19 protein-coding genes are annotated in these 21,962 nt (G+C 53.8%); 9 read left to right on the forward strand and 10 right to left on the reverse strand.

Annotated features, from left to right (window positions below; genetic code table 11):
• Positions 1–669 (forward strand): Uma2 family endonuclease (locus AC0QHF_RS26810; protein WP_324707340.1); only part of this gene is annotated, 669 nt, incomplete at its 5' end.
• 34 nt (positions 670–703) lie between these two features.
• Here the strand turns inward: AC0QHF_RS26810 and AC0QHF_RS26815 are convergent.
• From AC0QHF_RS26815 to AC0QHF_RS26830, 4 genes are all read right to left on the reverse strand, one after another.
• The gene (locus tag AC0QHF_RS26815; RefSeq protein WP_324707341.1) at positions 704–1,108 is read right to left on the reverse strand and encodes a hypothetical protein; all 405 of its coding nucleotides are present in this window, start codon (positions 1,106–1,108) and stop codon (positions 704–706) included.
• Between the two features lie 93 nt (positions 1,109–1,201).
• Positions 1,202–2,371: a cupin domain-containing protein gene (locus AC0QHF_RS26820; protein WP_324707342.1), complete on the reverse strand. Its 1,170-nt coding sequence runs from the start codon at positions 2,369–2,371 to the stop codon at positions 1,202–1,204.
• A 70-nt stretch (positions 2,372–2,441) separates the two neighbouring features.
• Positions 2,442–2,702 carry a hypothetical protein gene (locus AC0QHF_RS26825; RefSeq protein WP_324707343.1) on the reverse strand — a complete coding sequence of 87 codons (261 nt, stop codon included), beginning with the start codon at positions 2,700–2,702 and terminating at the stop codon, positions 2,442–2,444.
• 69 nt (positions 2,703–2,771) lie between these two features.
• Positions 2,772–3,842 carry a hypothetical protein gene (locus AC0QHF_RS26830; protein ID WP_324707344.1) on the reverse strand — a complete coding sequence of 357 codons (1,071 nt, stop codon included), beginning with the start codon at positions 3,840–3,842 and terminating at the stop codon, positions 2,772–2,774.
• 375 nt (positions 3,843–4,217) lie between these two features.
• Here AC0QHF_RS26830 and AC0QHF_RS26835 point away from each other — a divergent pair, with 375 nt between their 5' ends.
• The 4 genes from AC0QHF_RS26835 (at position 4,218) to AC0QHF_RS26850 (ending at position 8,378) form a co-directional block, all read left to right on the forward strand.
• Positions 4,218–5,297 (forward strand): glycosyltransferase family 4 protein, encoded by a 1,080-nt coding sequence (locus tag AC0QHF_RS26835; RefSeq protein ID WP_324707345.1) that lies wholly within the window; start codon positions 4,218–4,220, stop codon positions 5,295–5,297.
• Positions 5,298–5,311: 14 nt separating this feature from the next.
• Complete coding sequence (locus AC0QHF_RS26840; protein ID WP_324707346.1) at positions 5,312–5,653, forward strand: hypothetical protein; 342 nt, start codon at positions 5,312–5,314, stop codon at positions 5,651–5,653.
• Between the two features lie 48 nt (positions 5,654–5,701).
• Positions 5,702–5,932, forward strand: a complete 231-nt coding sequence (locus tag AC0QHF_RS26845; protein ID WP_324707347.1) for a hypothetical protein — start codon at positions 5,702–5,704, stop codon at positions 5,930–5,932.
• Between the two features lie 169 nt (positions 5,933–6,101).
• Entirely contained in the window at positions 6,102–8,378 is a 2,277-nt protein-coding gene (locus tag AC0QHF_RS26850; protein ID WP_324707348.1) for an amylo-alpha-1,6-glucosidase, read from the forward strand.
• 105 nt (positions 8,379–8,483) lie between these two features.
• Here the strand turns inward: AC0QHF_RS26850 and AC0QHF_RS26855 are convergent, their stop codons facing one another.
• On the reverse strand, positions 8,484–8,711 hold the full coding sequence (locus tag AC0QHF_RS26855; RefSeq protein WP_324707349.1) for a LapA family protein: 228 nt from the start codon (positions 8,709–8,711) through the stop codon (positions 8,484–8,486).
• A gap of 290 nt (positions 8,712–9,001) precedes the next feature.
• Here AC0QHF_RS26855 and AC0QHF_RS26860 point away from each other — a divergent pair, with 290 nt between their 5' ends.
• The gene (locus AC0QHF_RS26860) at positions 9,002–9,763 is read left to right on the forward strand and encodes a peptidoglycan-binding domain-containing protein (RefSeq protein WP_324707350.1); all 762 of its coding nucleotides are present in this window, start codon (positions 9,002–9,004) and stop codon (positions 9,761–9,763) included.
• 111 nt (positions 9,764–9,874) lie between these two features.
• On the opposite strand, the gene AC0QHF_RS26865 is transcribed toward AC0QHF_RS26860, so the two are convergent.
• Together AC0QHF_RS26865 and AC0QHF_RS26870 are read right to left on the reverse strand one after the other, a co-directional pair.
• Positions 9,875–11,449 carry a mucoidy inhibitor MuiA family protein gene (locus AC0QHF_RS26865; protein WP_324707351.1) on the reverse strand — a complete coding sequence of 525 codons (1,575 nt, stop codon included), beginning with the start codon at positions 11,447–11,449 and terminating at the stop codon, positions 9,875–9,877.
• 2 nt (positions 11,450–11,451) lie between these two features.
• Positions 11,452–13,677 carry a mucoidy inhibitor MuiA family protein gene (locus AC0QHF_RS26870; protein ID WP_324707352.1) on the reverse strand — a complete coding sequence of 742 codons (2,226 nt, stop codon included), beginning with the start codon at positions 13,675–13,677 and terminating at the stop codon, positions 11,452–11,454.
• Between the two features lie 15 nt (positions 13,678–13,692).
• Between AC0QHF_RS26870 and AC0QHF_RS26875 the strand changes: the two genes are divergently transcribed.
• Entirely contained in the window at positions 13,693–13,815 is a 123-nt protein-coding gene (locus AC0QHF_RS26875; protein ID WP_324707353.1) for a hypothetical protein, read from the forward strand.
• 3 nt (positions 13,816–13,818) lie between these two features.
• Here the strand turns inward: AC0QHF_RS26875 and AC0QHF_RS26880 are convergent, their stop codons facing one another.
• The 3 genes from AC0QHF_RS26880 to AC0QHF_RS26890 all read right to left on the reverse strand — a co-directional run bounded on the left by AC0QHF_RS26880 (position 13,819) and on the right by AC0QHF_RS26890 (position 17,241).
• Complete coding sequence (locus tag AC0QHF_RS26880) at positions 13,819–14,514, reverse strand: 2,3-bisphosphoglycerate-dependent phosphoglycerate mutase (protein ID WP_324707354.1); 696 nt, start codon at positions 14,512–14,514, stop codon at positions 13,819–13,821.
• Positions 14,515–14,602: 88 nt separating this feature from the next.
• On the reverse strand, positions 14,603–16,186 hold the full coding sequence (locus AC0QHF_RS26885; protein WP_324707355.1) for a glucose-6-phosphate isomerase: 1,584 nt from the start codon (positions 16,184–16,186) through the stop codon (positions 14,603–14,605).
• Positions 16,187–16,233: 47 nt separating this feature from the next.
• Positions 16,234–17,241 carry a 2-hydroxyacid dehydrogenase gene (locus tag AC0QHF_RS26890; RefSeq protein ID WP_324707356.1) on the reverse strand — a complete coding sequence of 336 codons (1,008 nt, stop codon included), beginning with the start codon at positions 17,239–17,241 and terminating at the stop codon, positions 16,234–16,236.
• Positions 17,242–17,574: 333 nt separating this feature from the next.
• On the opposite strand from AC0QHF_RS26890, the gene AC0QHF_RS26895 reads away from it, so the two are divergent.
• Together AC0QHF_RS26895 and AC0QHF_RS26900 are read left to right on the forward strand one after the other, a co-directional pair.
• A complete protein-coding gene (locus AC0QHF_RS26895; RefSeq protein WP_324707357.1) occupies positions 17,575–18,582 on the forward strand; it encodes an NAD(P)-dependent alcohol dehydrogenase in 1,008 nt (335 codons plus the stop codon).
• 164 nt (positions 18,583–18,746) lie between these two features.
• Positions 18,747–21,920, forward strand: coding sequence for a helicase-related protein (locus AC0QHF_RS26900; RefSeq protein WP_324707358.1), 3,174 nt, complete (start codon positions 18,747–18,749; stop codon positions 21,918–21,920).
• The last annotated feature ends 42 nt before the right edge of the window (positions 21,921–21,962 follow it).

Consider the following 21,962-nt stretch of genomic DNA (forward strand, 5'->3'; position numbering starts at 1 on the left):
TGTTTGGAGTGGCTGTGGCGCGATCGCGAAGATTTCTTTATCGGTGCCAACCTGACGATCTATTTTAGCCGTCAACAGTTGCGAAACCGGGAGTTTCGCGGGCCGGACTTTTTCCTGGTGAAACCCACCGAGAAACGTCCCCGCAGATCCTGGGTGGTGTGGGAAGAGGGGGGACAGTACCCCAATGTAATTATCGAATTACTCTCCACCAGCACGGCAACCGTCGATTGCACCGAGAAAAAACTGCTCTATCAAAACCGATTTCGGACACCCGAATATTTTTGGTTTTCCCCAAATACCTTTGAATTTGAAGGATTTCGGCTGATCGGAAACCAATATCAGGACATTCCACCCAACGATCGCGGTTGGCGGTGGAGTCAGGAACTCGGTTTGTATCTCGGGATCGAAAACGAGAAGTTGCGGTATTTTACGCCGGAAGGGACGTTGGTGCCAACCCCGGAAGAAGCCGCACTTGAGGAGATCCGACGCGCCGAAGCCGAACGCCAACGCGCCGAAGCCGAACGCCAACGCGCCGAAGCCGAACAGCAACGCGCCGAAGCCGAACAGCAACGCGCCGAAGCCGAACGCCAACGCGCAGACGAAGCCGAATTGAGGGCGCAACAATTGTTAGAACAGTTGCGATCGCTCGGTTTCGATCCAGACTCTTAATTGAGGCAAAAGCGGTTTGAAAAAATCCGTAGGATCAGGGATGTTCGACTCCTGCGGATTGATTTTCGCCGGTTTCTCCGAGTTTCTGAAAGGCGCGGGGGTGGGCGTTCCAAATTCGAGAAATAAACGCCCGAAATCGTCGGTGGGTTCCGGGTGCGATCGCCCCTTTTTCCGCCCCGGCATCCAATTCAACCAACAGCGGGATCGCCTCCGTATCCAAAGCGGCGCGAAACAGTTGCAGCGGCCAGATCAAGTCCGAACTCTCGCGCAGATCGTAGGACGCGGGAGGATCGTCCGCAGCGGATTCGACCAACATTAACGGGCGAACCCAACACACTTGGCGATCGCTCACCACTTGAATCACCTCCGCGTACAGACAGGCATCTTCGGCTTCCAACGCCACAATTTGACCGGACTTAAATTTGGGCAGATCGTTCATAGATACTTGTTATCGTTAAAATACAAGATCTATCATCCCGAATGCACGGTGTCCGATCTGATAATACTACATTTTAAGTCGAAAAAACCGACATCAATCGATCCGATCCGATCGCACGATCAAAATCCCCGCTTTCACTAAACGAGATAAAAACGGCACGATTTCCGTTTCCCAATCGAAACCGGGCAACCACTTCCGCACGTCGAGTCCGTCAAATTCGGTCGCCGCAAAAATGCGCTCCAAAACCGTTTTTTCGATGCCCTTTAGGGAGATTTTCTTGCCTCCGGTTTTAATTTCATATTTGTCCGTTTCTGTCAGTTCAGAGATCTGTACGGGTTGGGGAGGGCGATAGAATTGGGTGCGATCGCCGTGGGGAAAGATATCGTATCCCATCTGGGCCGGGAAACCGAATTGGACGGGGGGTTGCCCCTGCAAAAGTTGTTCGTCGAGATAGCGATCGATCAACTCGTTTAACTCCAACAGACTCATCCAATTTTGCACCAAATTTCGCAAATGTTTCCGGCAGTTTTCTCGATCGTCCGGATTCAACAAAGGCAGACTTTCTCGCCATTGGGGAAACTCTTGCAATTCCCGGGTCAACCAGTCGCTAAAATCGATGCCGTTCGGGCCGTCAATTCCCAGAGTCAGATGCAAAGAGGGTTCGTCCACCGCGATCGCATAATGCCAGTGGCCGCGCGGGATGTAGAGGAGATCTCCGGGATGGAGAATGATGTCGATGTAGGGGTCGGTTTCCGGGGGGGTAAATTGGGAGGAACGGTGTTCGGCGAGGGGATAAACGAAAGTGTCAGAAAAAACGCGCCAGTGTTTGTGACCGGAGAGTTGTAAAATAAAGACTTCGTGGGAGTCGAAATGACGGGAAAAACCTTGATGTCCGGGAAAGGAACAGTAGCTGTTGACTTGGCAGCGGTGTCCGAGTTCGATTCGCAGTTTGGCGACCCATTCTGCGATCGCTTTTACCCGTTCGTGGAGGCGATCGACCACCAGCGTCCCCCCCGCCCGACACTGTTCGATCAGTTCTTGGGGCCGCTTCGCTTCCGGCAGGGTTTGACCGGATTTGGAAACGCGGACTTCCGGAAATTTTAACGGGTAAAAATTCAGGTAATTGTTGAGGGATTCCCAATCAAATAAATGTCCGAAGCGATCGGCATCTGTGCCGGGTATGACCAGACCTTCTCGCGTCCAATATTTTTCGAGAAATGTTTCGAGGGGAAATGGGTCTAACAGTGTCGTGAAAGTTTGCATCGAAGGTTCGGGAATTCGGCGGGAGGGGCGGTCGGGGGAATCGAGTTATCCCCCGGAATCGAATCGGTTTCTAAGCCAGCGTGTTCGAGCGAGCTCGGCGGCGGGTGGAAGCGCGACCGCGATCGGTGTCATAGTTGTAGTCGCGATCGCTGTCGGCGTCGGCGGTCAAATACCCGTCCTCCGAGGTCGTCGCTTCCGGCAGGGTTTCGATTTCCATTTGGATGCGGTTGACCGGATTTTGAGTCGGGGCGGTGATGGCCGCATTCGCGCTTTCTCCCAAACTGAGAAACGCCAAGGACAACAGGGTGGCAATTTTTAAAGACGGTTTCATGGTCAATAACTCCTAAATCAATGGTTTTGCAGGTTTAAATCAGAGCGTTAATTGAGCGTCGGGACGATTTTAGTCGTCGTCATAGTCGTCGTAATCGTCATAATCGTCATAGTCGTCATAATCGTCGTAGTCGTCATAATCGCGATCGCTGCCGTTGGATTCCCAAGGGTTAGAAGGGGAATAGTCCCGCCAATCGTCGTCATCGTCGATTTCCATTTGAATGGAACCGCCCATCATGGGAGGGGCCGGGGCGGGTGTCACCATCGAACCGTCAGCCCGGGTCAAGCTGTAGGCGTCGAAATCATAATCGTCGAAATCTCCGGTGATGGTCAAGGCTTCTCCCGGCATCACGGGGACGGGGAAATCACCTTCGGGCGACCCGTCCACTTCCACCGGGCCGATTTCGTTGCTTTGGAACCAGAAGCTATCGACGTCCGTTTGAGCGATAACCATCCCGGTCAGGGTTGTCATCCCCATACCCATCACGGGAGGGGCCGGGACGGGCGTCACCGGGGGATTGGGGGCAACTGGGGCGGGTGTCAACATCGAACCGTCAGCCCGGGTCAAGCTGTAGGCGTCGAAATCGTAGTCGTCGAAATCTCCGGTGACGGTCAACACCTCTCCCGGCATCACGGGGACGGGGAAATCACCTTCGGGCGACCCGTCCACCAGAATTTGGCCGATTTCGTTGCTTTGGAACCAGAAGCTATCGACATCCGTTTGGGCGATAACCGTCCCGGTCAGGGTCGTCGTCCCCATACCCATCACGGGAGGGGCCGGGACGGGCGCCGCCGGAAGACCCGTCAGCGGGTCAACGGGGGCGACTCCGGGAACCACGGGGGGAGGGGGTGCCGCCGGTGCTCCCAGGACGAAAGAACCGTCGGGGCGAGTGATGCTGTTGGTGTCGATTTCCATGCCGTCCCATTCGGCGACTTGCAGGGTGACGACTTCGCCGGGGAGTAAGCCGAGTTGCCAAGCCGGGAGGGGGGAAACATCGACAACTGTGGTTCCGCCGCCGGTGGGATAGAACAGGAAGTCGTCGCCATTGTCGATTAAATTGCCGACGGTTCCGGAAACCATCGCGCCGGGGACGAGGGGGGTCGTGTTGTGATCGGTGGGGACTAATGCATCTAAAACCATTGTGGTTTCGCTTTCCTTGGGGTTGTTGAAATCTAAGTTAGGAAAGGAAGATGACCTAAATGTGACGGCTCTCTGAAATTTCAAAATGGGCGCTCCGACCCCTTGAAAAATGGGGCGATCGCCACATAAAATGTCCGCGTCACCCTGACTTGTGGCGCAGTTGACGCGATCGCACCTGAGTGGCAAGTACGGTTTTCTCACCCCCACAGTTGTGATATCTGTACGTTGAAAAAATCGCAGCCGTGAATATACTGATACAACAAAACCGATGGTTTCGGGGCGTCGTTCCGAAACTCCGGAGCCATCAAACTCAGTCCAATCTATTCTTCTTTCTACGCTTTTCTACACTGCGACCATAAGCTAAGGAGGATTACAATGCGGATTGCTCAAATTGCGCCCCTGTGGGAACGGGTGTCACCTCCCGCCTATGGCGGAACGGAGGCCGTCGTCAGTACGTTGACGGATGAGCTGGTGCGTCGCGGCCACGACGTGACGCTATTTGCCACCGGAGATTCGCAGACTTTGGCGATGCTGGAACCGGGATGCGAAACCGGATTGCGATCGCTGGGAGTCCTGCCGCCGGAGTATGCGGTTTACGAGCAGATGCAGTTGAGCAAGGCGTTCAAACGGGCGGGGGAATTCGACCTGATTCACTCCCACATGGATTTCGCAGCTCTGCCCTACGCAAGTTTCACCAAAACGCCGGTCATCCATACCATTCACGGTATTTTAACGCCGCTGGTGGAGCAGATTTATAGCCAACATCGACAGCAGAATTTTGTCAGTATTTCCAACTCCCAACGGCGCGAGGATCTGAAGTTGAATTATGTGGCGACGGTCTACAATGCGATCGCCACCGAGCAGTTCAAATTCTATCGAAAACCGGACGAGCCGCCCTACCTGGCATTTTTGGGGCGGATGTCGGTGGAAAAAGGACCCCACCTGGCGATCGCGATCGCCAAGCGGACGGGTTTGCCGTTGAAAATGGCGGGCAAGGTCGATTTTGAAAATCGGGAATTCTTCGATCGCGAAGTCGCCCCCCACATCGACGGCAAACAGATCGAATTTTTGGGAGAAGCCGACACCCGACTCAAAAACGAACTGATGGGACGGGCGATCGCAACTTTGTTCCCCATCACCTGGCGGGAACCCTTCGGACTGGTGATGATCGAGTCGATGGCCAGCGGCACCCCCGTGATCGCCATGTCTCTGGGTTCGGCGCCGGAAGTGATCGCCGACGGAAAAACGGGTTTCCTGTGCGAAAACCTGGAAGCGTGCGTCGCGGCGGTGTCGAAGGTGGAGAAACTCGATCGCCGCACCTGCCGGGAGCACGTCGAAGACAACTTCAGCGTCCGGCGGATGGTGGACGGCTACGAAGCCGCCTATCAACAAATTCTCATCGATCGCTTCGTCAACAACGGCCACCTGCGATCGCCGATGTTAAAAGCCAGTTAGGGGAGGAAATGTCAATGTCTGTCGAAACAAGACCCGCGATCGCCTTTCTTTCCCTGGAGCGAGATCCGGCCACCTGCGAAAACCTGCTGTCCGTCGCCACAGCCCTCGCCCAGCGGGGTTGGACGGTGGATCTGTTCGCCCGCCGGGGGGGTGACGGCGAACCCGCAACGACTCGGATCGCCCCCCACTGCCGGATTGTGCGCCTGTCCGTCGGGGGTGACGATGCCTCCGCATTCGCCAAGGCGATCGAATCCTTCCAGATCAAAAGCGGTTTACTCAGTCCCCTCTTCCACAGCTTCGACGACCTTTCGGCCCGGGTCGGCTATTATTTCCAACAGAAAAAAGGCTGGCGGTGAGTCCATTCGAGCCGCACGCCGGAACCGCTTCTGCCGTCGGCGGATCAGGTGATCCTGCTGCGATCGCCCGCCACCCCGCCGGAAACCGTCCCCACAGACGAGGTGAACCAGATGCGGCACCAGCGGCACTGGGATGCGATCGCCTCCCGCCTGGGCGGTTTCTACCGCCAGCACCTCGCCATCTACGTCGGCGCGATCGGCCTGGAAATCCCCCGCACCTGCCACCTGCCGCCATTATCTGGCGCGAGGGAAATGGCGGGCGATCGCATCGCCGGATAGAAGAGAATTGAACCACGGAGGCACAGAGAACACGGAGAAAAATAGAGAGGCTTTTTCTGACTAAAATGTAGACGGCTCGGAAATCAACCCCCGAGCCGATCGCCAAAATCCTCTCAAAAGGCTCTCCCCTCATTTTTCATTTTTCATTTTTCACTTTCAAACTAGAAAGATGGTCAAATCGTCAAATTCCGCCGAACCAAAAACACCGGATTTTGGGGCGATTCGCGAATCGCTGGTGGAACTCGACGGGCGGACGTTCGCCCCCGCCGAACAGGTTCCCATCCCCGAATGGCCCTGCACCATCCAACGGCAGCAACCCACCCTCACCCTCAAGGATGATGACGTTTTTTTGATTACCGACACCTGGGGCAATGTCCCCGGCTGTTCCGACGATACCCAAAATGACACCAGTTTGGGGCTGTTTTGCCGGGATACGCGGTTTTTGAGCCGCCTTGAATTGCAGTTCGAGGGACGCCCGCTGATTTTACTCAGCAGCACGGCGGGGCGGGGGTTTACCCTGTCGGCGCTGTGCGCGAATCCCTACGTCAGCGATCGCCAGATCCCTGCCGAAACCGTCGGCATTCAGCGGGATTTGGTGCTGCAAGGGGGGTTATTTGAGGAACTCACCCTCACCAACTACGGCACCGGACCGGTGGAGTTTGAACTGAGTCTGAGTTTCGACGCGGATTTCGCCGATCTGTTTGAAATTCGGGGCCGGGTGCGCGATCGCACGGGGACTGTCATGCGGCGGGTACGCCCCCCGGAATCGTCGGCGGAGAGGGGGGCGGAATTGATTTTGGCTTACCAGGGACTCGACGGCACGTTGATGGAATCTCGGATCGAGTTTTATCGCCAACCGCCGCACCGGTTCGAGGGCTACACGGCGATCTGGCGGCTGTCGCTGCAATCCCACGAAACCCGGGTTTTGGGCTACCGCATCCTGCCGTCCATCGACAGCCGGCCCGCCTCCTCGGTGAGCTTCCCGGCGACCCTCGGGCAGGCGATCGCGGCGGAGACGATGGAGGCGCAGCGGTGGGGCGAGGGCGTCACCCGCATCCGCACGGACAACCGCTCTTTGAATCAAATTATCGAACGGGCCGAACGGGATATCTATTTATTGACCCAAACCTTCGGCGACGGCAAAATCCTCTCGGCGGGGATTCCCTGGTTTTCTACCCTGTTCGGGCGGGATTCGATCATCGCCGCCATGCAAACCCTGATTCTGAACCCGGACATCGCCCGCCAAACCCTGGCGGTGCTGGCGGAGTACCAGGGCAAGGTGACGGACGAATGGCGGGAGGAGGAACCGGGCAAAATCCTCCACGAGTTGCGGTTGGGGGAGATGGCCCGCTGCGGCGAAATTCCCCACACGCCCTATTACGGGACGGTGGACGCCACGCCCCTCTGGCTGATGCTCTACGCCGACTATTTCGCCTGGACGGGCGATCGCGCCTTTTTGGACAAATACTGGGATTGCGCCCTGGCGGCGATGGACTGGATCGATCGCGGTCTGGCGGCCACGGGTTATCTCACCTACGAGCGCAAGTCGCCGGGGGGACTCCGCAACCAGGGTTGGAAGGATTCGGGGGATTGTATCGTCGATGCCGACGGGAAATTGGCCGAGGGGGCGATCGCTCTGTCGGAGGTGCAGGGCTACGTCTACGCCGCCAAAATGCGGATGGCCCACCTGGCGCGGGTGCGGCAACAACTGCAGTCGGGCGATCGCTGGCGGGAGGAGGCCGAAGACCTGAAACGGCGCTTCGAGCGGGACTTCTGGCTGCCGGAGGCGGGCTATTTCGCCCTGGCTTTGGACGGAGACGGGAAACCGGCGGACAGCATCACCTCGAATCCCGGTCACTGCCTGGGGTTGGGGCTGTTTTCCGAGGAAAAGGCCCGCAGCGTCGCCGAGCGGTTGCAGGCGCCGGATCTGTTCAACGGGTGGGGGATTCGCACCCTCAGCAGTTCCTCCCCGGCTTACAACCCGATGGGCTACCACATCGGCTCGGTCTGGCCCCACGACACGGGGATGATCGCCGCCGGACTGCGGGCGATCGGGTTCACGGATGCGGCCCTGGAGTTGGCCAAAGGCATCCTCGACATGACGGCCCAGCAGCCCTATTCCCGCCCCTCGGAGCTGTTCTGCGGCTTCGATCGCACCCCCGACAGCAGCCCGATCCGCTATCCGGTGGCCTGTTCTCCCCAGGCTTGGGCGACGGGGACGGTGTTTCAACTGTTGCAGGTGATGTTGAATTTGGTGCCGGACGCCCCCAACAACTGTCTGCGGATCGTCGATCCTACGTTGCCGGAGTCGGTGCAGTACCTGTCCCTGACGAATCTCAAGATCGGGCAGACACTCCTGGATCTGGAGTTCGAGAAGGCGAAGGGGGCGACGGCTTGCCGGGTGGTGCGGAAACGGGGGAATTTGCGGGTGGCGATCGAGGCGTGATGAGGGTGTGGGGTGTAGGGAATTGTAGGGGCGAATGGCATTCGCCCTTCCCGCCAATTCGGGGATAAAAAATTATCAATTGTCAATTATCAATTATCAATTATTCTAAATTCTGGAACTGCCACCCCGACGCAAAATCGGCAGAGCGATCGCACCCCCGATCAATCCGATCGCGACGCAGAACGCCAACACCACCCCCACCGGCATCTGGATGGACTCGAAGGCCAGGAATTTGAGGGAGACGGGGGTGGCATTTTGGACGGAGAGGATCGCGATCGCGAGGACCCAAATCGCCAAAATCGAACTGGTGAGGAGGGGGAAGATAGTTTTCATGGCTGGGGTGCGGAATGGGGACCGTGCGCTTTTCAGTTTAGCAAGAATGGCGATCCCGTGTTTGCAGTTCTGTTTGCCTGTGGCACGCTAGGCGAACGGGGGACAGAATCCTAAATCCTGCGGGAGGAGTGTGGAGGTATCGAAAGTTCTCAATTCTCTTTTTTTTCTTCTCTTTCCTCCCTACACCCTACACCCTACACCCTACACCCGCGTATAGCAAGAATGGCGATCGCTCGATTCCCAACCGTCTTAAACTGAATGGTGCGTAACTATATGAAGAGGTTGGAGCTATGGTAGATTGGCGTCCCTACAGCGATCGCGAACTGCGCTATGTGCTTTACGGCTTGGGATACGGGGTTCCGGTGACTTTCGACCCCATCGCCGGTGATGCGATCGCCCAACAGGCGATCCGGGCTTTTCAGAACGAACACGGACTGGCTGTCGATGGCATTCCGGGCGATCGTACCCAGGGCGAAATGGCCGGAATTGTCAGCCAACTGCACAAGGATCTCAATACCCTGGTGCGTCCCGTTCCCCCCCTCCCCGGCAACCAATTTTACGGCCCGAAAACGATCGCGGCGGTGAAAGAATTTCAGAAAAAATACGATCTGCCCGTCACCGGGGTGGCTGATACCTACGTCCGGGATAAAATTCAGGATACCGCTTTCTGGTGGGAAAATCGATCCAAGCCCGAACCTCCCGGTCCGATCACTCCCATTTTTCCGCCCGAAGAATTTGACCAAGCCATCAAAGGTTTGGGATATGCCAATATTTCCTCATTCCAAGCGGATTATGATTTGCCCCAAACGGGGACTGGCAACCCGGAAACTCAGGAAATGCTGGCGAAAATTGTCCGCAATTTGCAGCACAATTTGAACTTGGTGTTTCAACCCCGCCCCCTGATTGCCTATAGCGAACGGTACGATCGCAGAACGGAAGAATTTGTGGAGAAGTTTCAGCGAGAATTGGGGTTGAAAGAAACCGGAATTGCCGATTTGGATCTCCGCAAGCGTTTGGATCGGTGGGCGAAAAATAAATGGATGTTGCGGTAAGAAGATCCGCAGATTTCGCAGATTTCGCAGATGGATTTTCTAGATTGGGGCGGAAAGATTGTAGGGGCGCAAGGTTTGCGCCCTTTTCGACTGTCCGAGTGCGGTTCCATATTAAATCCCTTCGACCTGGGGACTGGATGAAACTTTGTAGGTGAGTTCGATCTTTTTTTGGGAGTAGGGTTCGACGGTCACTTGCCAACTGCAAAAGCCGTTGATATCGGCGGTGATACCTTCCGTCGTGCGATCGGGAATGACCTCGACTTTGACGGTTTCTAATTCGGAAATGGGCACCCGTTCGGTGGTTTCGATGACCCGGGTTTCTTCGCCGATGTTGGAAATAAAGATCCGGAGGGTGTGGGTGACGATTTTCCAGCGGGTAATCGGATGCCGTTCGGTTTTTTGAGTGTGGGTTCGCTGCACGCGGATGGCCGCATCCGGCCCCCATCCCAGGGCAAATTTTTCCCCCGATGCCACGAACCCCAAAGCCGTTTTGCCGACCTGTTCGGTGGTGCGGAGTAAATCCACGGGGCCGGCTAAAATGGGGAAGGTTGCGGTATTCGTCTGTTCGCTTTTGAGAACCACTTGATTCGCCATTTCGGGCTTCAAAATATATTCGATTTTGGCATCCGATGCGGCGGAAAATAAAAGGATGCGGTAGGGGCGACCGTCGGAGGGGATGGTGGCTTTGGTGCGCGATCGCAAGATCCGCACTTCCCCGCCGTCATCGACTCCCGGTAACGCGAGAGAATCCGCACTTTCTCGATCCGCCAAACCGGCTTTTTCGACCCGGCGATCGCGGGCTTGCACCACCACCCTTTCCGCCTTTTCTCGGACGTTTAACAGGTCGTCGGTCAGCAGCGGCGGGTCGCTGCCGAGGGAGGGTCGCGCCGTGGAAAATATCAGGTCTACATCGTGCCAATCTTCTCCGGTCCGTTGCCACACGCAGCCGTAACATTTGAACAGCAAGTCGGGCGTTTCTCGGAATAACAATTGGGCGTGGTGCCAGGGCCGCCAGAGGGCATTGGGAACCGTATAATCCATCGCCAGTTCGTATTCCGCTTCCGTGGGAATCATCACGTCAATTTCTAAATCGGTAATGTAGACGTGAGCTGGATGGGATAAAGCGGCGATGCGGGTATTTATGTCTTCCAGTTGTTGATTCAATTCGGTGCGGGTGCGATCGCTCTCGATCGCTTCGGCATGACTCTCTCGCAACTGTTGAAATAGGATTTGGATTTGTTCCTTCGCCCTGTCGAGGTCAAATTGTCCCCAAGTCGCATCGACCATCCACTCTTGAATATCATTTTTGAGAATGGTGTCAATTTCCGCGCGGAACATCTCGCGCTCTTGCCAGCTTTCCTGAAGGTCTACGAGGGTTTTATATAGCGATCGCGCCTCGGCTGTCAACGCCCGAATTTCCTCCGGCTGGCTGCTTTCTTTGACAATCTTTTTTCGACGTACCCGAAAATCGTCGATCCGGGCATTCGGATAATTGCCATTGAATTCGACGCGCAGGGACTTGTTGGCGATCAGTGGCGACACATTTTCGATCCGAATCGACCACAAACCCGCCGCCAAATTTGCTTTTAAAATGCGATTGACCGACGCCCGATCTTCCAACAGCGTCACCGTAGAAATGGGGGCGGTCAACGTCAATTTTTTGACATCTTTTAATGTAGCTTGCATGGTCATTCCTCCCGGCGATTTCCGCCGATCAAATCACTGTCTTCGGAAATGGTGACTGTATATTGGGCGGAGAAACACTGTCGCTCTCCGGGTGCCAAATTGACCCGCCAACGATAACCCCCTTTGATGGGAAAACCCAATTCGGTTTGGTTGTATTTTTTCCAGTCCGGAGATACAGCATCGATCGCCACATCAACTTTGGCATCTTTTTGCGGGACGGGCAGTCGCTCTCGGATCTCAATGTCGGCGACTTTTGACAGATTGTTTGAAACGTCTATTTTGATTTCATGTCGCAACGCTTTGCCCCCGATAATCAGGTCGCTACCCCGGTTTTCTGTAAAAGATGTATTGCGGGCAATTTTGATGGATTGTTCGACCCCAAAACCCAAATTCATTTTGGCTTTTGGCGGGGCTGTTTGCAGCGTCGATGACAACAGATATTCCCCATCCAGATAGACATCCATCGAACCTTTTAATAGGGGCGATTGGAAGGGATTGTACAGTTTTCCCATCCGAAATACATTTTCATCGAACCGGGGAACGGCGACATAATAAATGTCCAGATCCGTATTTTGATGGGTCAAAGCCACGGAATGAAATTCGCCGTCGGAAGGGATATCGACCCGACCATCTGAGTGGTAGGCGTAGTCGAAGGAACCGGCGACCTCCCGGACGTTCATCCCACCGCCGGGAAGGGGTAAGTTGAGACAGCTTTGGGCTTTCGATATGGCAGTTTCTACCACGGACATAAAGTCGAAGTTGACCGCAGCATTCTGGCGGTCTAGAAATTCTAAATAGATCTCTCGCCGTTGTTTTATGAATAATTTTCCGCGCCGTTCGCGATCGCCCGGTTTCCCCATTTCCATGAGATTGTATTCCAAGGAAAAAGGAGTCCGTACCGGCGGGCGATCAGAGAGGGCCTGACGGGCAAATTTTGTCGCCTGCCTCGCCCCAGATTGAATGTCAGAAAGGGGGGCAGAAAATTCGGACAAGCCCCCCATATCGGCCGTTCGTCCCGCCAAATCATCCTGATAAAATGATTCCTTTGTGCCGGAAGATAGGGTGTTTCTTTCCTGGAATAAAGCGGTCAACTCGTGAAATTCATCATCTCTTTCGTCGGATAATAGATCCTCCGCTTCTTCTGATAAATCAAGTTCCTCCTCGAACTCGCTCTCTGACCGCTCAAACAATTGAGCCTCGAAGTCGTCTTCTGACCGATCGAACAATTGAGCCATCGGACGCAATTCCTCGGGGAAAATCTGCGGTGCCCTCACAGATTTTGATTCTTCTCGCACTTCTATTGTGCGGTAGCGATCGTAGTCTTCAAACAGCAATTGTGCCCCTTTCGGAGGCGATCGCCACCCCGAGGATTTCAGGAGGGGTTGGGCGCGGCCGAGGCGCAATGTGGGCAACTCCGGCAACTCGCACCACATCTGGGGTCGGGCTGTGGAAAGTTCCAAAGAAACCCCCGACCAGTCTTCGCCGCTGCGCTGGCAAATCAAAGCCCGCAGGGTGATAGCGGCGGTATTGTTGACGGTATCCAAACGGAAAATATAAGTGGGAGTCCAACGGGCGCCGGGAACGAAATATTCGAGAATTAACCGTTGTTCAGATGGGGCGCGATCGCTTTCATTTTCCGGATAACTGAGGCGGACGATCGCCATTTTTCGCAATTCGTTCGGCCTCGCTTCTCGGGCGGAAGAAGCCCGCTTTTCTTTTTGTAATAAATCCTCGAGATGTTCTCGGGCGCGGCGCAGCCGTTCGTCGATGTCTCGTTTTTCTTGAATCCGGGCGCGGATTTGTTCGGATTTATACTCGGCGATCGCCATTCGCATCGCCGTCTGGGAGGGGGGTGGGGCGATATCTGCATCCCCTTGAGGGCGGTTGGGAACTTTGATTTGGGCGAGAACTTTAACTTCAGTTTTAACCAAACTTAACAGTTGTTCCAACTGTTTGACCTGAGTTTCTGCCGCCTGAATTTCTGCCGCTTCGGGACGGGGCGGGGTTTGGGTTGGAGAAGGGACCGCCAGCCCGATGCGGACATCCGTGGCGATCGCACAATTGTCCGAATCGCTTTCCACTCGAACCCGCACGCTGCCATCATCCAAAGCCAGGGGAAGCCCCGGAATTTCGACCTGTTCTTCCGTCTGTCGCAGCGTCGCCACCCGCGATACCGTGGCGCCGGCCGCGTAAAGTTTGACGCGATCGATGTGAGAAGTTAGCTGCATGATCGTTTACCATTCATGGCTGACACCATTTTAACCGCCCGCCGATCTGGCTTTACCTTTCTTAACACCATCGTTCCGTTTTTTGGTATTAAAAAAGAGGTCGGCAACTGCGACCCCGATGTTTCAGATTGTCAATGACAATTACTTCAAAATTTTCTTGTCCGAAATTTTCCCTTCTTTATCCACTTCGTAAACGATCGGGACGGCGGTTCCCAGTTCTAAATTGGGGATGTCCTCTTCGGAGATATTTTCTAGTTCCATGATGATGGCGCGGAGGGAGTTGCCGTGGGCGGCGATCAGGATGTTGTCGCCCTCGCGGATGTGGGGGAAAATGCGATCGCGGAAAAAGGGCACCGTGCGATTGCGGGTGTCTTCCAAACTTTCGCCGCCGGGGGGCTGCACGTCGTAGGAACGCCGCCAAATGTGCACCTGGGCATCCCCGAACCGTTCGGCGGTTTCGGCTTTGTTCAACCCCTGCAATTGTCCATAGTAGCGCTCGTCGAGTTTGGAACTCAGAAAAATGGGCAATTCTTCCTCGGGGTTGCCCTCGTATTTGTCCCAGCCGTGCCAATCTTCTTCGTCGGTGCTGTGTTTGATGATGGGGATTTTTCCGCCGCAAATATCGTCCACTTCCGTCAGGCAGATGACGGCGGTTTCGATCGCCCGAAATAGCATACTGGTGAAGCAGACATCGATCCGGCAGTGTCGCAACTTGCAGGAGGCGATCGTCGCTTCCGCGCGGCCCTGTTCGCTGAGGGGAACGTCCACCCAGCCGGTAAATTTATTAGCCGCATTCCAAAGGCTCTGTCCGTGCCGAATTAAAATCAGTTGAGACATCGTTTTTGGATCATTCTACAAGTTTACAATGGTTTTAATCGGGCGGCAATCCATCTACCTCCAGGGTGATTTTTTGCGTTTCCATCGATTACTGTTGATAGGCAACTTTGAGACTCTCGGGTTTGGCGCGATCGCCCTGCAGAGAAACTCCCCGCTTATTCGCGGACAAATGGCGGACGATTTTATAAACCGTTTCCACCTGTTCGGATGCCCCGGCTTGGGTCGCCAAATCCATCAAACTTAAAGGCTGAGAAGCACTCCGCAGCACCTTCAAAACTTGCCGTTGCAATTCCAAAATCGAGGCAGCGGCTTTCTTCCCGGCTTCCACCCCCGGCTGGTGATAGGCGTTGACATTCACCACGGAAGCGTACAAGCCGACCGCCCGTTCGTAGAGGGCAATTAATGCGCCCACGGTGCGGGGATTCACCGTCGGAATTGTGATGGTAATCGAATCGCGATTATTTTCGTACAACGCCTGCCGGGTTCCCAGCAAAAAGCCGGAGAGAAAATCCCCGGATGTGGCATCTTCCTCCACTTCCATCGATTCCCCGTCTCGGTCTTCTAGCACTTCGATAAACGTGGCAAAAAAGTTGGGAACGCCCTCCCGCAGTTGTTGGACGTAGGCGTGTTGGTCGGTGGAACCTTTGTTTCCGTAAACGGCGATCCCCTGGTGGACGACGTTGCCATCGAGATCCTTTTCTTTCCCCAGGGATTCCATCACCAACTGTTGCAGGTATCGGGAGAATAGTAATAAACTATCCTTGTAGGGCAAAATTACCATATCTTTTTTGCCCTTGCCCTCACCGCTGGCGTACCAGCAGAACGCCAACAACGCCGCCGGATTCTGTTGGAATTCGCGGACTCGGGTGGCGGCATCCATTTCCTTCGCCCCGGCCAACAGTTCCCGGATATTGATGCCCATTAAAGAGGCGGATAATAGCCCCACGGCGGACATTTCCGAAGTGCGTCCCCCCACCCAATCAAACATGGGGAATTCAGCCAGCCAGCCTTCCATGCGTTCGAGTTCGTCCATTTTACTGCCGATCATGGTGATGGCGACGGCGTGGGCGGGAAAATTGAGCCCCTGCTGTTCGTAAACCCGCTTGACTTCCAACATCCCGTTGCGGGTTTCCGGGGTGCCGCCGGACTTGCTAGTGACGATGACGAGGGTATTTTTGAGGCGATCGCGGAGGCGGTTGAGGACGCGATCGATCCCCGCCGGATCGGTGTTGTCGAGGAAGTCGATTTCCATCGGGGGAACGTCCGGGGACAGGGCTTCGGCGACAAATTCCGGGCCGAGGGCGGAACCGCCGATACCGATGGATAAAATATTGGTAAATCGGTCTGCTTCTGGGGGTTTGATCGTGCCGTCGTGAACCTGTTTGACGAAGGTTTCAATGGCCTCCAAAGTTTCGGTAATTTCTTTTCCGAAATCGTCGGGGGCGAGATCCGGATCGCGCAGCCAGTAGTGGCCCACCATCCGGTTTTCGTCGGGGTTGGCGATCGCCCCTTTTTCCAAAGCATCCATATCTTTGAACGCCTTTTCAAATCGGGGTTTTAAGGTATCCAAAAGACCGGGATCGAACCGCATCCGGCTGATGTCGAGGTACAGGTCGAGTCCCCCGTGGTAGTACAGCCAATCTTGATATTTTTGCCAGAGTTCCTGAGTCATAGTCGAGAATCCGATAAAATGAACGTTCGAGGTCGATTAAATTGTCGCTAATGGGGAAGTTTGACTGCGTTTTTTAGTTCCTTCCCCGCTGCAAAATCGGCGATGTTGCAGACGGTCGTCTCCGCGATCGCGGTCAGGGCATTCTTCGTAAAAAATGCCTGGTGTCCGGTGATGATAACATTGGGGAAGGATTGCAGCAATTGGAATGTATCATCTTGAATAATTTCTTCCGACCAGTCCTCAAAGAAAAATTGGTCTTCTTGCTCGTAAACGTCGATTCCCAAGTAACCGATCGTCCCGGATTTTATCCCCCGAATGACGGCTTCGGTATCGACCAGCGGCCCCCGACTCGTGTTGATCAGCATCACCCCTTTTTTCATTTGTGCGATCGCCCCTTCGTTGATAATATGATGGGTTTCGGGGAGCAGGGGACAGTGCAGGGAAATGATGTCCGAATTGGCAAACAGTTCGGGTAGGTCTACATAGCGCGAGTCGCCAATTTTTTTGAATTCATCATTGGGATAGGCATCGTATCCCAACAAATGACAGCCGAATCCGTGCATAATTTGGGCGAAAATCAGGCCGATTTTACCCGTCCCGACGATGCCGACGGTGCTGCCGTTCAGGTCGAAACCCAACAGGCCGCTGAGGGTAAAATTATCCTCCCGAACGCGGTTGTAAGCCTTGTGAATTTTGCGGTTTAGCGTTAAAATCAACCCCACCGTATGCTCGGCGACGGCGTAGGGAGAATAGGCCGGGACTCGGACGACAGTCATCCCCAATTCAGCCGCAGTTTGGAGATCCAGGTTGTTGAATCCGGCGCAGCGCAGCGCGATTAATTTCGTGCCATTCTGTGCTAAGATTTTGAGGGTTTCGGCATCGGCTTCGTCGTTGACAAAAATGCAGACCGCCGGAAATCCGGCGGCGAGGGGAGCCGTCCGCGATCGCAACCGGGCCTCGAAGTAAACGAACTCGTGGGGCGTTTCCCGGCGAGCGTTGGCCTCGTCCAGAAACCGGCGATCGTAGGTTTGGCTACCAAAAACAGCGACTTTCATTGTTCGGTCGTGAACCTCTCGAACGTTTACTTTTATAGCGATCGGGTGATATTACGGAAGTCAGTCACCGTCGTGGGAGCATTATATTTTAACCGCCCGCCATTTGAGTTAAAAAAAGATTAAGAATGGACGGGGGCGATCGCCCGCATCCCCCGAAACTCGGGACTCAGGAGGCTCCCGGACGACCGGTCTGGCCATTCCATCCGGAGTCAGAGTCCCGGAAACCGTGCCGACGGATTCCCGGCGGGCGGAAAACGGCTTCGGCCGCCGACTTCTACCTCTCAAAATAACACCGACCATCAATTTTTTGTTAACTTTTCATTACCGACCGATATGGAAACTCAAGGATTCGCAGTCAAACAGGAAAAAGCGGCGTTAGAACCCCACCATTTTGAGATAGAATCTCCCGACAATTATGGTTGTGTCATCCGGGTTCTCGCCTGCGGGATCTGCCACTCGGATATCCACATGATCGATAACGATTGGGGAATGTCGAATTATCCCCTGATTCCCGGCCACGAAGTCATCGGGGAAGTGGTGGAAATCGGACCCCAGGCGAAGCATTTAAAAATCGGTGATCGCGTCGGGGTAGGTTGGCAGCGATCGTCCTGTTTGCAGTGCATGGACTGCCTGCGGGGCAACGAAAACCTCTGCGACGACACCCGAGCCCTGATCGCCACCGGGCCGGGGGGATTCGCCGATCGCCTAGCGATGGACTCCCGGTTCGTGTTTCCCATCCCGGACGCGATCGAAACCGAAGTAGCCGGCCCCCTACTGTGCGGCGGGATCACCGTCTATTCCGCCCTCCGCTACGCCGGAATGAGTTCCGGACAGGAGATCGGCGTGATCGGAGTCGGCGGTTTAGGACACATGGCCGTCCAATTTGCCGCCAAACTGGGCAACCGCGTCACGGTGTTCACCACCTCCCAGGATAAGGCCGATTTTGCCGCCCAACTCGGCGCCCACGAGGCGATCGTCGTGGGCAAAGGGGAGGCCCCGGTCGCCCCTTCAAAACCCCTGAATATCCTGCTGAGTACGGTTCCCGCCTCTCTGGACTGGGTGCCTTACCTGAATTTTCTGGACTCCGACGGCACTCTCAGTTTTGTCGGCGTCCCCGACGAACCCCTGAAATTGCCCCTATTTCCCCTGCTGATGAAACGGCGGCGGATCATGTCCTCTCCCATCGGCGGACGGGCGATAATGCGGGAGATGTTGGACGTGGCAGCGACCTACGGAATCAAGCCGATTGTGGAGGTATTTCCGATGGAAAAGGTGAATGATGCCCTGCGGCGGGTGAGGGAAAATAAAGTCCGTTATCGGGCGGTTCTCGTCAATTCTTGACGGAGGCAAAAATGAGGGGGGATCGCCAACTTTCAGTTTTTCAATCGGGGATTCGCGACAATCGCGATCGCGGTACTGTCGGGAACTTTTTAGAAGATTTGATTCGACCGGGTTCTCGGCTATCCTTTGTATCTGCTTATTTCACAATCTACGCTTTTGAAGCGTTGCAAAGCCAACTAGAAAGCGTCGATAATCTGCGATTTTTATTCGGCGAACCCCGGTTTGTCAAATCAATTTCGCCCCCGAAGGATGCGAAAGTCTTCAGCCTGGAAGATAATGCGATCGCCCTGACAAAACGTCTGTCCCAACATCGGGTGGCGAGAGATTGTGCCGAGTGGATTCGCGATCGCGTCGAAATTCGCTCCGTCCTTCAGTCCAATTTGCTGCACGGAAAACTCTATCATATTGAAACGCCGGACAATAATAAAGAAGCAATTATCGGCAGCTCAAATTTTACAGTTAAGGGGCTGGGTTTTCAGGAAAATTCCAGCAATATCGAACTTAATTTGGTGGTGTGCGATCGCCGAGATTTGGAAGATTTAAAAAAATGGTTTGATGAAACTTGGGATAACGATAAGCTGGTCGAAGATGTCAAAGAAAGGGTTTTGAATTATCTCGAACAAATTTATCGAGATATCGCGCCAGAGTTTGTTTATTATAAAACTCTATTTCATCTCTTCGATTCTTTTCTGCGATTCAAAGATGAAAATCAAATCAGTCGCCAGAGCCAGTATAAGGAATCCAAGATTTGGAATATGCTGTTCCAATTTCAGCGGGACGGTGTGGAAGCGGCGATCGAGAAGATTCTCGCCCACAATGGCTGTATTTTAGCCGATAGCGTCGGCTTGGGAAAAACCTTTGAAGCCCTGGCAGTGATCAAATATTTTCAAGATAGAAATGAAAAAATTTTGGTCTTGTGTCCGAAAAAGTTGCGGAGTAATTGGACGACTTATTTGGCATCTGGCAACAGTCAGTTAAATCCTTTGATCGAGGATCGATTGAATTATACGGTACTCAGCCATACAGATTTGACTCGTACCAGTGGCAAGGTTGGAGATATCGATTTGCAAACCTTTCGGTGGGATACGTTCGATCTGGTTGTTATTGATGAATCCCACAATTTCCGCAATGACAGACGCGGGAAGACCGATCGGGAGGGAAATTATCAGCCGAGTCGATACGAGTTTTTGTTAAATACCGTATTGAAAGCGGGAGTAAAAACGAAAGTCTTGTTACTTTCAGCAACTCCCGTCAACAATGATCTCCAAGATTTGCGAAATCAGTTAACTTTGATTGCGGGAGAAAATCCCGGCGGGTTTGCGAAGAGTTTGGAGATTTCTGATTTCAACCGGACTATTTTAACGGCGAAAAAGCGGTTCAAGGAATGGTCGAAAAAATCTCGGCGCGATCGCCAAGATCTGATGCTGCGGTTAAATGCCGACTTTTTCAAACTTCTCGACGGAATTACATTGGCTCGATCGCGCAAGCACATCGAACGTTACTATGCGGATACGGTCAAAGAATTGGGCGGATTTCCAGAACGATTAAAACCGATTTCCGTCTATTCCGATATTGATATCGATGAAAACTTCATGGATTACAGCGATCTCTACGAGGAAATTTCGGCTTATCAACTGTCGCTGTTCAATCCATCGCACTATGTTTTGGATGCATTCAAACAAAATTACGAAGGAAAAGTTATTCAGAAAAACTTTACTCAGGCGAACCGGGAAAATTATCTGATTGCCATGATGCGGATGAATTTTCTCAAGCGCCTGGAAAGTTCGATCGCGTCTTTTAAACTCACACTGGAACGCACCATTCAGAAGATCCGAAAACTGGAAGAAAAAATCGATAATTATATCGACAGCAATGGAAACTTATCCGCAGACGAAACTTTAATTGAGGTGGACGATAATGGGGAAGAGATGGATGAAGAAACCCAAGCTGCAATGGAGGTGGGGAGTCGCTTCAAATATCAGCTACAGCACCTCGATCTTGAGGCTTGGAAACGGGATCTGAGCCGCGATCGCAAACAGCTTTACAAAGTTTTCAGCCAAGCCAAAGATGTCGATGTCAATCGGGATGCGAAGCTCAAAAAACTGAAGCAAATTATCGAAGATAAAGTTAAAAATCCGACCGCGAACAAAACCGGAGAACCCAATCAAAAAGTTTTAGTCTTTACGGCATTTTCCGATACGGCTAAGTATCTGTATGACGCCTTAAAAGATTGGTCGCAAATAGAACTCGACATTCACATTGCACTGGTAACGGGAAGCGGCAACAATCAAACCACCTACGGCGATCGCCACTTCGAGCAGATTTTAACCAACTTTTCTCCCAGATCCAAAAATCGCGCTGCCATACCCACGATGTCGCAGGATCGAGAAATTGATTTGCTGATTGCCACGGACTGCATTTCCGAGGGACAAAACCTGCAAGATTGCGACTATTTAGTTAACTACGATATCCACTGGAATCCAGTCCGGATCGTCCAGCGGTTCGGGCGGATCGATCGCATCGGCAGTCTCAACCCTTCCGTTCAGTTGATCAACTTCTGGCCGACGGAAGATCTCGACGGCTATATCAATCTCAAAAATCGAGTCGAAGCGCGGATGGCTTTGGTTGATTTGTCGGCGACGGCGGAAGATAACTTGTTAGAAATGGAAGCCGAACTTCGGGATGAGTTGAGTTACCGCGATCGCCAATTGCTGCAACTTAAAGAAGAGGCGATCGACCTGGAAGACTTGGATGATAATGTATCTTTGACAGAATTCACCCTGGAAGATTTTCGTCTGGAACTGATGCGCTACCTCGATCGCCATCGCCAGGAACTCGAAGAAGCGCCCTCCGGAATGTTCGCAGTCGTTCCCACCCATCCCGACTATCCCATCATTCAACCCGGCGTGCTGTTTTGCCTCAAGCAAATCGAAGAGGATCGCTCAGAAGCCGAAAATCAGATGCTCAACCCCCTCCAGCCCTATTTCCTGGCCTACGTCCGCGATGATGGCGAGGTGCGTTACTCCTTCACGCAGCCGAAGCAGATATTAGAATTATGGCAGGTGTTATGTTCGGGGAAAACCGAACCATATGAACAATTGTGTCGATGGTTCGATCGCGCCACCGAAAACGGCGAAAATATGACTCAGTACAGCCAGCAACTCGACCGGGCGATCGCCAGCATCCGGCACACTTACCAGAAAAAGGCAAAGGGAAATTTGCTCAAGTCTGGAAAGCGCGGCATTTTGCCAAAGCGGGACGTGCAAATCGACGAAAATACCGCCTTCGAGTTGATCACCTGGCTCGTCATCAGTCGTGGCACACCCGCGCCACCGTAGCACAGACTTCCAGCCTGTATCTGACGGCCAGGATGGCCGTGC

This window comes from Lyngbya sp. CCY1209 (assembly GCF_055795065.1).

Coding starts and splice junctions, on each gene's coding strand:
- AC0QHF_RS26815 (WP_324707341.1), bottom strand. CDS start 1,108: ATGAACGATCTGCCCAAATTTAAGTCCGGTCAAATTGTGGCGTTGGAA.
- AC0QHF_RS26820 (WP_324707342.1), bottom strand. CDS start 2,371: ATGCAAACTTTCACGACACTGTTAGACCCATTTCCCCTCGAAACATTT.
- AC0QHF_RS26825 (WP_324707343.1), bottom strand. CDS start 2,702: ATGAAACCGTCTTTAAAAATTGCCACCCTGTTGTCCTTGGCGTTTCTC.
- AC0QHF_RS26830 (WP_324707344.1), bottom strand. CDS start 3,842: ATGGTTTTAGATGCATTAGTCCCCACCGATCACAACACGACCCCCCTC.
- AC0QHF_RS26835 (WP_324707345.1), top strand. CDS start 4,218: ATGCGGATTGCTCAAATTGCGCCCCTGTGGGAACGGGTGTCACCTCCC.
- AC0QHF_RS26840 (WP_324707346.1), top strand. CDS start 5,312: ATGTCTGTCGAAACAAGACCCGCGATCGCCTTTCTTTCCCTGGAGCGA.
- AC0QHF_RS26850 (WP_324707348.1), top strand. CDS start 6,102: ATGGTCAAATCGTCAAATTCCGCCGAACCAAAAACACCGGATTTTGGG.
- AC0QHF_RS26855 (WP_324707349.1), bottom strand. CDS start 8,711: ATGAAAACTATCTTCCCCCTCCTCACCAGTTCGATTTTGGCGATTTGG.
- AC0QHF_RS26860 (WP_324707350.1), top strand. CDS start 9,002: ATGGTAGATTGGCGTCCCTACAGCGATCGCGAACTGCGCTATGTGCTT.
- AC0QHF_RS26865 (WP_324707351.1), bottom strand. CDS start 11,449: ATGCAAGCTACATTAAAAGATGTCAAAAAATTGACGTTGACCGCCCCC.
- AC0QHF_RS26870 (WP_324707352.1), bottom strand. CDS start 13,677: ATGCAGCTAACTTCTCACATCGATCGCGTCAAACTTTACGCGGCCGGC.
- AC0QHF_RS26875 (WP_324707353.1), top strand. CDS start 13,693: ATGGCTGACACCATTTTAACCGCCCGCCGATCTGGCTTTACCTTTCTT.
- AC0QHF_RS26880 (WP_324707354.1), bottom strand. CDS start 14,514: ATGTCTCAACTGATTTTAATTCGGCACGGACAGAGCCTTTGGAATGCG.
- AC0QHF_RS26885 (WP_324707355.1), bottom strand. CDS start 16,186: ATGACTCAGGAACTCTGGCAAAAATATCAAGATTGGCTGTACTACCAC.
- AC0QHF_RS26890 (WP_324707356.1), bottom strand. CDS start 17,241: ATGAAAGTCGCTGTTTTTGGTAGCCAAACCTACGATCGCCGGTTTCTG.
- AC0QHF_RS26895 (WP_324707357.1), top strand. CDS start 17,575: ATGGAAACTCAAGGATTCGCAGTCAAACAGGAAAAAGCGGCGTTAGAA.